Genomic DNA, 10217 nt, shown 5'->3' on the forward strand with positions numbered 1-10217 from the left:
ACGCGATGCACGCCCTTTTTGCTTCGATCTTCGTTGTTACTTCATTCACGACGTGACCGGCCCACGCGTCGCCCGCCCGCGCGGGCCGCGACTGTCCGCTCAAGACGATGCCGTCACGTCAGCGAGCTTTACCGCTTTGGCCGTCACCGAAGAGGCGGTCGCGACGTGGCGCAGATCGTCGAGGAAGGTATCGCGCCAAACCGACAGATTGTTCTCGCGCATCGGCTCCATCATGTCCGCATGACGCGCCTGACGCTCGGCGAGCGGCATCGAGAGCGCGCGTTCGAGCGCTTCGGCCATCTGCGACAGATCGAACGGATTGACGACGAGCGCGCCCGGCAGCTGCTCGGCCGCGCCCGCGAATTGCGATAGCACGAGCACGCCCGGATCGGCCGGGTCCTGCGACGCGACGTACTCCTTGGCCACCAGGTTCATCCCGTCGCGCAGCGGCGTCACATAGCCGACCTGCGACTGGCGGAACAGCGCCATCAACAGATTGCGCTCGTACTTGCGGTTCAGATACTGGATCGGCGTCCAGTCGAGCTGCGCGAACCGGCCGTTGATGCGGCCCGCTTCGCCTTCGAGCGTCTGCCGGATGCGCTGATAGGTCTGCACGTCGGCGCGGGTCGGCGGCGCGATCTGCACGAGCGACACGCGGCCGTGCCAGCCGGGCGCGTTCTGCAACAGCCGCTCGAATGCCTGGAAGCGCTCGACCAGCCCCTTCGAATAATCGAGCCGGTCGACGCTCATGATCAGCTTGCGCCCGCGCATGCCGTCGCGCAGGCTGCGCACCGCCTTGCGGTCGGTGAACTGCTCGGCGGCTTTGGCGATCGCATCGGGATAGATGCCGATCGGGTACGCGCCGACCTTCAGGAAGCGGTTGTACGCGTGCACCATGCCGTCTTCGCTCGACGTGCCGTGGTGACCGCGCTCGATATAGTCGACGAACGACTGGCGATCCGCTTCGGTTTGAAAACCGATCACGTCGTAGCTGCACATCGCCTTGACGATCTCCTCGTGCGGCGGAATCGTCCGCAGTACCTCGGGCACCGGAAAGGGAATGTGCAGGAAGAAGCCGATCGGGTTCTTCACGCCGAGATCGCGCAGGCAACGCGCGAACGGCAGCAGATGGTAGTCGTGCACCCAGATGATGTCGCTGGGCTTGAGCAGTTCCTTCAACTGCTTCGCGAGCGTCGCGTTGACCCGCTGGTAGCCCGCGTAGTCCTCGCGGTCGTAGCGGGACAGGTCGTTGCGATAGTGGAAGGTCGGCCACAACGTGGTGTTCGAAAACCCGCGGTAGTACTCGTCGTAATCGCGCTTGGTGAGGCCCACCGTCGCGTAGGTGACGTTGCCCTGCTTCTCGATCACGGGCGCGGATGGCTCACTGACCGTTTCGCCGCTCCAGCCGAACCAGACGCCGCCAGTTTCCTTCAGTGCGTCCAGCACGCCGATCGCGAGCCCGCCCGCTGCCGGACGCGCTTCCTGAATCGGTGCGACACGATTCGATACCACGATCAATCTGCTCATTAGTGCTCCATTGTTTCGTTGTATGCGGAATTGCGCCAAAACGGTGCATGCAAGCAATGTGCCGATATTTGAGATATCGGAAATAAAGTTGTATGAAAATGTGACAAACGAGCTAATCCCCGCAATCATCACTAATTGCGAAGAAAGTTTTTCTGTTAAATCTGACCAAAGCGGAGGTCTTTCTTACCGGCCTCGTGGTCGCCGGTATGCCCCGCCCGGTTACTGCGCTGCGTCAGGCGTCCTGTTCCGAGCCCAGATCGCGCTGGTATTCGAGGCCTTCCTGACGCACCCCGCCCTGGTTGTGCTCGCCGTCCGGCGGCGTATGCGGGGCGATCCGGTTCTGCGCGGCCGGGTCCGGCGACTCCGCCGGCTCAGTCTTGACATCGGCCGGCCGTGGCCCGCGCTTGGAGTGCCGCGCGGAACGTCGCAATGCGGGGTGTCTCATGATGGTGCCTCCGGGGGAAGCCCGCCGCTTGTTGCGGCATCCCTACAGTCTAGGGGGCGAAAGCGTAAATTGCCGGTAAAACATGCGCCGGCTTTGTAACAAGTACAGCAATGCACTGCACCGCACCGGGGCCACGGTCCGCTGCAGTGCGGAGGTGTTTGCATCGAGTGCGCGGCTGTATGACGGCATCGAGGGTCGCATCAGCATTGCAGCGCTCGCGGCTGACGATCGGCGGCCTGAGGCGTCTGCGTTGGCTGCGGCGGCGGATCGCCGATCGGCGGCGTGACCGGTTCCACGGGTTCGATCGGATCGGGGGTCGGGCCGGGGATCGTGTCGGGTTCGGCCGGGTCCGGCGGCGTGGCGGGAGGCTCGACCGGTTCGGGCCGGTGAGCGTGCAACGGCCCGGACGGCGGGGAAACCGCAGCGTAATGCGGCAGGTGCGGCGGCAGGTGCGGCATGTCGGTGACCTCGTTTTGCGTTCCACTGGAGCGCAGCAAGGCCTGTGCCGTTCGGATCGCCCGCCCGCTAGCGGGGGCGGGCGATCGCTGATGATGCAGACGACGCGCGAACGAGCGCGGATCAGGCGTCCGCGCCGCCGAGCGCGCGTGATTCGTCGGTGGGATCGCCGTCGTCGCGCGCATCGTTGCCGTACTCGACGAGCCGGTTGTACAGCGTCTTCAGGCTGATGCCGAGAATTTCCGCGGCGCGCGTCTTCACGCCGCCGCATTGCTCGAGCGTCGCCAGGATCAGCTGGCGGTCGGCTTCCGCGAGCGAGGTGCCGAACGGGATCGTGATCGCGGTGCCGGTCGCGGGCTTCGAAAGCGTGATCTGCAACGGCACGGTCGCCGTGGCATCCGAATCCGCGCTCGACATGATGTGCGCGCGCTGCACGTAGTTCTTCAGTTCGCGCACATTGCCTGGCCACGGATACGACAGCAGCATTTCCTTCACCGCGACCGGGAAATGCTTTTTCGTGCCGTGACGCTCGTTGAGCTCATCGAGGAACGATTGCGCGAGCAGCTCCACGTCCTTGCCGCGATCGCGCAGCGGCGGCAGGCTGATCGGAAACACGTTCAGCCGGTGGTAAAGGTCCAGCCGCAGCTTGCCTTCGAGCACCGCCTGCTCGGGATCGCGATTGGTGGCCGCGATCAGACGCACATCGGTTTCGATTTCCTTGGTCGTGCCGACACGCATGAACATGCCGGTCTCGAGCACGCGCAGCAGCTTCACCTGCAGCTCGATCGGCATCTCGGTGATTTCGTCGAGGAACAGCGTGCCGCCGTTCGCGCGCTCGAAATAGCCCTTGTGCTGCCGATCCGCGCCGGTGAACGAACCGCGCTCGTGGCCGAACATTTCCGACTCGATCAGATTCGGCGAAATCGCGCCGCAATTGACCGCGAGGAACGCGTGCTTGCGGCGCAGGCTCAGCTCGTGCAGCGTCTGCGCGGCGACTTCCTTGCCGGTGCCCGATTCGCCGACCAGCATCACCGAGGCCGCCGTCGGCGCGACGCGGCTGATCTGGTCGTAGACCTCCTGCATCGCCGGCGAATTGCCGAGCATCAAACCGAAGCGGCCCATGCGGCGCAACTCACCGCGCAGCGTGCCGATCTCGGCCTTCAGGTCGCCGGGGCGCGGCAGGCGCGACAGGATCGCCTTCACGCGCTGCATGTTGATCGGTTTCACGAGGTAGTCGGCCGCACCCATTTTCAGCGCGCTGACCGCCGACTCGACCGTTGCGTGACCCGTGATCACGATCACTTCGACGCCGGAGCGCGGATCGAGATCTTCGAACAGATCGACCCCGCTGCCGTCGGGCAGCTTCAGGTCGGTGAATACGACGTCCGGCATCTGCCGGATCAGTTGAATACGCGCTTCGCGCAGATCGCCCGCGGTGGCGGTGGTCAGCCCGTCTTCCCCAATGATGGCGGAAAGCGCCTCGCGGGTACCTGCGTCGTCATCGACAATCAGTACATGTGGCATCGCGTTTCGAAAGCCTGCAAGCGTGGGTCAGAAAATATGCGGATCATCCCATGGGCATGCCGCTGGATCGGGTCGGCTGCATGACGCGGATTCGACGTGTGTCCCGCGCCGCCGACCATTTGCTGAAAAATTGCAACAATGATCGCAAAATTCCCGCAGATTACCGCGTCATTGTTGTCTATTTACCTATTATACGGGTTTATAGAATCCATTTAACAATCCCTTCCAGGCGCCGACCGCCGATCTGGCTGCACCCTCGCCCAACCTGGGATTCGAGCGCCGTGCTTCAGCCACGCGGAAATGGCCATGCGCGGTGTTCGCCGTCAGCCTGCCCTGAACCGTTGGTGCTCTGGGACGCGGGCGCGAGCTCGGTCGACGAGGTTGTCGGCGCCGCGACCGCACCACCCTCGTTTTCCCAGCGGCTCAGCTCGCGGGTCGGGGAAATCTGGCCGGTGCGTTTGTGTTGCACGTAGCGAACCGCCAGATAGCCGCCGAGTGCCATCAATGCGCCAAAAAAACCAATCGTGGGTCGTGTCATCATGAACTCCTTGGGTCGTGATGCGGATGAGTGGCGGACGTGCCAGACGAGCCCCGCGCCTTCCAACGAGCCGAGGCGAGCGTCGCTCGCCGCGCCGCCTCTATCGTGCGATCAGCACGCCGAGCAGAAATCCGGCGCCCGCAGCGAGCGCGAGCGAGCGCCACGGGTTATGGCGCACATAGTGCTCGGTGCTGACCGCCGCCTCGCGATAGCGGCGATGCACGTTGCGTTGCGCATCGCCGAGCGCCGATTGCAGCGTTTCCACATGCGTGCCGAGCCGGTCGCGCAACGCATCGACGCCTTCGCCCGGCACGTTGGCGGCGAGCCGCAGCATTTCCTCCGAGTCCCTCAGCAGCACCCGAAGATCCTCGACGATCTTCTGTCCGCCGAGTGCAAGTTGTTGCGTGGTGTCGGTCATCGTTCACTCCTCGTCTGATTCGGCGTTCGTGGCCGCGCGATGCGGGTTGCCGGGTTGCCGCCCTACGCTCACCGGCGCCGCCGCGGCGTAGCCGTCAAAAGCTCGCACGACTCGGTCAAACGGTCAATGATGCAATGCATGTGCCCGGTATATTTACCGCTTCAGCGCGCTGAAAAAGGCCAATTTCGAGCACTTTCGACCGATTGCGCGCACGACTGCCGCAGCGGCTGCCGGTTCGATTGCCGGAATCCGTGTCGAAGTGGTTAAATCGTCTTTTATGAGATAGTGGCTGTACGGTCTCTCGCATTCAAGGCCTGCGCGCCGCATCACGAACTTCATTTGCACAGGACTCCCCCTTTTATGGCGTCAATCGAACTGGACTCGCCCACCGTGTCCGCCGGCGGCAATGCTTCGCCACCAGCGAAGCAGCGCGTCGGGGACGCCGTCGCGGGACTGAAATCGTACGGGCTGCTGTACGGCTCGTCGCCGGTGATGCTCGATCTGTACGAGCAGATCGAACGCGTCGCCGATACCGACGCGACCGCGCTGATCATCGGCGAGTCGGGCACCGGCAAGGAACTGATCGCCCGCACCATCCACGAGCGCAGCGGCCGCAAGGACGGCGCTTTCGTCGCCGTGAACTGCGGCGCGATTCCAGATGAGCTGATCGAAGCCGAGCTGTTCGGCCACGAAAAAGGCAGCTTCACCGGCGCGGTCCAGGGCCGCATCGGCTACTTCGAACATGCGAACGGCGGCACGCTGTTTCTCGACGAAATCACCGAGATGGCGCCGGTGCGCCAGGTCAAGCTGCTGCGCGCGCTCGAAACCGGCACGTTCTATCGGGTCGGCGGCAACGAGCTGATCAGCGGCAACGTGCGCGTGATCGCCGCGACCAATCGCGACCCGGCGGTGGCCGTCAAGGAAAACGGCTTGCGCGAGGATCTGATGTACCGGCTCGCGGTGTTTCCGCTGCGCGCGCCGCCGCTGCGCGAGCGGGAAAACGATCGCGAGCTGCTTGCGCAGTACTTCCTCGCGCAGTTGAATCAGCAGGAATCCACCAACAAGAGCTTCAGCAAACGCTCGATCGAAACGCTGCGTTCGTGGTCCTGGCCGGGCAACGTGCGCGAGTTGAAGAACGCCGTGTATCGCGCGTTCATTCTCGCGGAGAAGACCGTCGAATTGCCGCATCCGCATCTTGCGTCGCGAGTCAAGAAGGCGGTCACGCAAGGCGACGCGATGAGCGTGTGGATCGGCACGCCGCTCGCCGACGCGCAGAAGCAGATCATTCTCGGCACCCTCAAGTACTGCGGCGGCGACAAGCGGCGCGCGGCCAAAGCGCTCGGCGTGAGCCTCAAAACGCTGTACAACCGGCTGAGCGCATACGGCGACGAAGGCGGCGAAGACGAAGCCGACTCGTAGGCACGCTGCAACGTAGGCCGTTCGCCGCTGGCGGCGGCCTCCCAAGTACCTGGCAGAGCCAGGCAAGCCATTCCGCCCATGCAGCAGAACACATCGCGGCGCACGATGTTTTGCAATTTCTTGCATTTTTTCGCTGCCAATTACAAAACGCATCCTGCACAATGCGGCAGCGTAATAAACGACGTGTCCTTCGTTTACACGCGCGACGCGTGAACGCAGGCACCTGTACGGGCAGGGACGGGAGAAATGCAAAAGAACATGGTGTGGGCCGACAACGCGAAGTCCGTTGTCGCAGCCAAACGCCCCCACGTAGCAGCGCTGCTCGCGCTGGCGCTGGCGGTGTCGTGCGCATTGAGCGGCTGTAGCTCGTTGTACTCGGAAGGCGCGGTCGCGGGCGCCGGTATCGCGGGTGCCGCGGTCGCGGGCAAGGTCACGAGCAATGCGGCGGTCGCGACCGGTATCGGTCTTGGCGCGGTCGCCGCCGCGCGCGCCGGCGTGCAGTACTCGGAGCGCGTGGTCCACACGAATACCCAGAACAGCATCGCGCAGGCGGCTGGTCCGCTCGAGGTCGGCGCGGTCGCTCCCTGGAGCATCACCCACTCTTTCCCGATCGAAGACGACGAGCACGGCCGCGTGACCGTCAGCCGCCTGATCAGCACCGGCGCGCTCGATTGCAAGGAAATCGTCTTTTCCGTCGATCAGAACGCAACGCGCGACAAGCCCGCGAGCAGCGCGTTTTACATCGCATCGGTTTGCCGCGACGGTAAGGACTGGCGTTGGGCATCGGCCGAACCCGCCACCGAGCGCTGGGGTGCGCTGCAATGATATTGCGTTCGCCTGGCGTTCCGATGGGTGATCGGCTACGGCTCATCGCGGCCGGCGCCCTATGCGTCGGCGCGAGCCTGCTGGCGAGCGGCTGCGCGTCGATCGGCGCCGCGAGCGGCGCGGCGGCGGGTGTCGCTTCGGGCATCGTGACCAGCAATCCGGCCGTCGCGCTCGGCGTCGGCGTGGCGGTGCAGGCCGCCACCGACGAAGCGGTCGCGCGCTACATGCGCAGCATGCACAAGGATCAGCAGGATCTGATGGCGGCGCTGGTTGGGACGATGGCGGTCGGCGAAACGAAACCGTGGTCGGTCAAGCACACGTTGCCGATCGAAAACGGTCACGGCCAGGTGCGCGTGACGCGCGCGGTCAACTCGGCGCTCGCGCTGTGCAAAGACTTCGTGTTCTCGGTGCAGGACGGCGACGGCCCGAACGCGCCCGAGAGGTGGTTCACGGCGAGCGCGTGCCAGCAGGACAAGGGCTGGAAGTGGGCGACGGCCGAGCCGGCGGTCGCACGCTGGGGCAACCTGCAATAAAAAAGCGGCGAAGTTTTCCTCGCCGCCTTTTTGTCTGAACCGCGGTCGTTTCCGCGGCAACCCGGGCTCAAGACTCCACGTCTTCCAGACTGAAGATTTCCGTCTGATCGTTATACGAAAAGATCTCGCCGTAACGGCCCCAGTTGATGACCGCGTCGAGCGTCTCTTCCGCCGCGCTGTCCGACAGGAAGTCTTCCAGTTCCTGCTCGAAGCGCACGCGCGGCGCGCGATGCCCCGGCCGCTCGTTCAACACCTTCTTGATTCGCGCCGCGAGCGGCACGTGCCGCAGCAGATGCTCGGCGAACATCATCTTCCGTTCCTGGGTCCCGAACTCGGAGAACACGCGCGCCGGCGGCGTCAGGAAAATGTCGCCCTCGCGCACGTCGGCGAAACCGAGGTGCTGCAGCACTTCGGCGATCGGGAACAGATCGTCGACCTCCAGATGCAGCGAGCGCGCGATTTCCGGCATGTCCGCGCGGCCGTGATACGGCGCGGCGGCGAGCGTCTCGATCAGACCGGCCATCAGGTTGGTCGACACGTGCGGCAGCCAACTGCCGAGCTCGAGCCCCTTCTTGGTCTTTTCGTCGGTCTGGCGCGCGGTCATCTTCGCGTAGATCTCGTCGACGAGACGACGGAACGCCGGGTCCAGACGATTGCGCGGATGCTTGAACGGCACCTTGATCTCGGCGATCACGCGGCCCGGGTTCGACGACAGCACCAGAATGCGGTCGCACATGAACACCGCTTCCTCGATGTTGTGCGTGACGATCAGCACCGCCTTGATCGGCATGCGGCCCTGCGTCCACAGATCGAGCAGGTCGGTACGCAGCGTTTCGGCGGTCAGCACGTCGAGTGCGGAAAACGGCTCGTCCATCAGCAGCAGTGTCGGATCGACGACGAGTGCACGCGCGAAGCCGACGCGCTGACGCATGCCGCCCGACAGCTCGCGCGGATACGCGTTTTCGAAGCCGTCGAGACCGATCAGGTCGATTGCCGCGAGCGCGCGCGTGCGCCGCTCCGACGCGCCGACGCCTTGTGCCTCGAGACCCGCTTCCACGTTCTGCAGCACGGTCAGCCACGGAAACAGCGCGAAGGTCTGGAACACCATCGCTACGCCCTTGGCCGGGCCTTCGAGCGGCTTGCCCATGTACGTGACTTCGCCGTCGGTCGGCTCGATCAGGCCGGCGATGATACGCAACAGCGTCGACTTGCCCGAGCCCGAACGGCCGAGCAGACCGACGATCTCGCCCTCGCGCAGCGACAGATTCGCGTCGTCGAGGACGAGCAGTTCACCCTGAGTCTTGTTGAAGCCGCGGCACACGTCCTTGACGCGCAGGATTTCCTCGCCGAGGCGCGGGGGCTTCGGCGGCGTCTGGATCGGCGCGGCGGTCATAGCAGCTTTAGGATTTTGCATCGCGTTAAGCCTTCATTTCTCAATCTAGACGGAGCTTGCCTTCGGCGTAGGCGTACATCGGACGCCACAGCAGACGGTTGAACAGGGTCACGAACAGGGACATCACGGCGATGCCCACGATGATCTTCGGATAGTCGCCCGCCGCGGTGGTCTGCGCGATATAGGCGCCGAGGCCATGCGCGGCGACCTTGGTATCGCCCCATTGCACGAACTCGGCGACGATGCTCGCGTTCCACGCACCGCCCGACGCGGTGATCGCGCCCGTCACGTAGTACGGAAAAATGCCCGGCAGCATCGCCTGACGCCACCACTGCCAGCCGCGAATGTGAAAATTCTTGGCCGCCTCGCGGTAGTCGTTCGGATACGAGCTTGCGCCGGCAATCACGTTGAACAGGATATACCACTGCGTGCCGAGCACGATCAGCGGCGACAGCCAGATATCCGGATTCAGGTGAAAGCGCACGATGACGATCACGAACACCGGGAACAGCAGGTTCGCTGGGAACGCGGCGAGGAACTGCGCGAGCGGCTGGACCTTTTCCGCGATCGCCGGGCGCAGGCCGATCAGCACGCCGATCGGCACCCAGATCACGGAGGCGATCGCGATCAGCACCACCACGCGCAGCAGCGTGATCAGGCCGAGCACGAACACGTGGCCAATCTCGTCGAGCGTCACGCCGGTGCGCACATACAGAAACACGCGGTACACCACGTAGACCGTAGCGAGCAGCACGATCGCCGCCCAGATGATGTCGCCGAGCTTCGAGTTCTTCTCGCGCTGCGGGATGTGAAAGCGCGGCGCGCTGAACGCGGGCAACTGGAAGCGCACGCGCGCCGCGCGCGCGAACATCCAGCCGAGCGGCACCAGCAGCCGGTGAATCAGACGCGTGCGGCGGATCAGGTCGAGCAGCCACGATTCCGGCGCATCGCCCGAACTGGTGAACTCCATGCGGAACTTGTCGGCCCACGCGACGAGCGGACGGAACAGCAGCTGGTCATAGGCGAGGATCACGACCGTCATCGCGAGGATGACCCAGCCGATCGCGTGCAGGTTCTTGTCGCTGATCGCCTGCGCGAGGTAGGCGCCGATGCCCGGCAGCGTAATCGTGTTGTTGCCG

11 protein-coding genes are annotated in these 10217 nt (G+C 64.5%); 3 read left to right on the forward strand and 8 right to left on the reverse strand.

Annotated features, from left to right (window positions below; genetic code table 11):
• Window positions 1–99 precede the first annotated feature (99 nt).
• From otsA to AB4Y34_RS18055, 6 genes are all read right to left on the reverse strand, one after another.
• On the reverse strand, window positions 100–1527 hold the full coding sequence (otsA, locus tag AB4Y34_RS18030) for an alpha,alpha-trehalose-phosphate synthase (UDP-forming) (RefSeq protein ID WP_176109236.1): 1428 nt from the start codon (window positions 1525–1527) through the stop codon (window positions 100–102).
• A gap of 232 nt (window positions 1528–1759) precedes the next feature.
• The gene (locus AB4Y34_RS18035; RefSeq protein ID WP_013088803.1) at window positions 1760–1972 is read right to left on the reverse strand and encodes a hypothetical protein; all 213 of its coding nucleotides are present in this window, start codon (window positions 1970–1972) and stop codon (window positions 1760–1762) included.
• A 200-nt stretch (window positions 1973–2172) separates the two neighbouring features.
• The gene (locus AB4Y34_RS18040; RefSeq protein ID WP_176380737.1) at window positions 2173–2430 is read right to left on the reverse strand and encodes a hypothetical protein; all 258 of its coding nucleotides are present in this window, start codon (window positions 2428–2430) and stop codon (window positions 2173–2175) included.
• Window positions 2431–2551: 121 nt separating this feature from the next.
• Window positions 2552–3952, reverse strand: a complete 1401-nt coding sequence (locus AB4Y34_RS18045; RefSeq protein ID WP_368716768.1) for a sigma-54-dependent transcriptional regulator — start codon at window positions 3950–3952, stop codon at window positions 2552–2554.
• Window positions 3953–4238: 286 nt separating this feature from the next.
• Window positions 4239–4490 carry a hypothetical protein gene (locus AB4Y34_RS18050; RefSeq protein ID WP_176380846.1) on the reverse strand — a complete coding sequence of 84 codons (252 nt, stop codon included), beginning with the start codon at window positions 4488–4490 and terminating at the stop codon, window positions 4239–4241.
• A gap of 100 nt (window positions 4491–4590) precedes the next feature.
• Window positions 4591–4908: a YqjD family protein gene (locus AB4Y34_RS18055; protein WP_368716769.1), complete on the reverse strand. Its 318-nt coding sequence runs from the start codon at window positions 4906–4908 to the stop codon at window positions 4591–4593.
• A 360-nt stretch (window positions 4909–5268) separates the two neighbouring features.
• Here AB4Y34_RS18055 and AB4Y34_RS18060 point away from each other — a divergent pair, with 360 nt between their 5' ends.
• The 3 genes from AB4Y34_RS18060 to AB4Y34_RS18070 all read left to right on the forward strand — a co-directional run bounded on the left by AB4Y34_RS18060 (window position 5269) and on the right by AB4Y34_RS18070 (window position 7685).
• Window positions 5269–6327 (forward strand): sigma-54 interaction domain-containing protein, encoded by a 1059-nt coding sequence (locus tag AB4Y34_RS18060; protein WP_368716770.1) that lies wholly within the window; start codon window positions 5269–5271, stop codon window positions 6325–6327.
• 246 nt (window positions 6328–6573) lie between these two features.
• Window positions 6574–7152, forward strand: coding sequence for a hypothetical protein (locus AB4Y34_RS18065; protein WP_368716771.1), 579 nt, complete (start codon window positions 6574–6576; stop codon window positions 7150–7152).
• Between the two features lie 23 nt (window positions 7153–7175).
• Window positions 7176–7685 (forward strand): hypothetical protein, encoded by a 510-nt coding sequence (locus AB4Y34_RS18070; RefSeq protein WP_255209158.1) that lies wholly within the window; start codon window positions 7176–7178, stop codon window positions 7683–7685.
• A 67-nt stretch (window positions 7686–7752) separates the two neighbouring features.
• Here the strand turns inward: AB4Y34_RS18070 and AB4Y34_RS18075 are convergent, their stop codons facing one another.
• Together AB4Y34_RS18075 and AB4Y34_RS18080 are read right to left on the reverse strand one after the other, a co-directional pair.
• Window positions 7753–9099, reverse strand: coding sequence for an AAA-associated domain-containing protein (locus AB4Y34_RS18075; protein ID WP_176109243.1), 1347 nt, complete (start codon window positions 9097–9099; stop codon window positions 7753–7755).
• A 19-nt stretch (window positions 9100–9118) separates the two neighbouring features.
• On the reverse strand, window positions 9119–10217 hold a 1099-nt coding region (locus AB4Y34_RS18080), incomplete at its 5' end, for an ABC transporter permease subunit (protein WP_368716772.1).

Origin of the sequence: Paraburkholderia sp. BR10954 (assembly GCF_040965775.1) — a bacterium.
GTDB lineage: Bacteria > Pseudomonadota > Gammaproteobacteria > Burkholderiales > Burkholderiaceae > Paraburkholderia > Paraburkholderia youngii.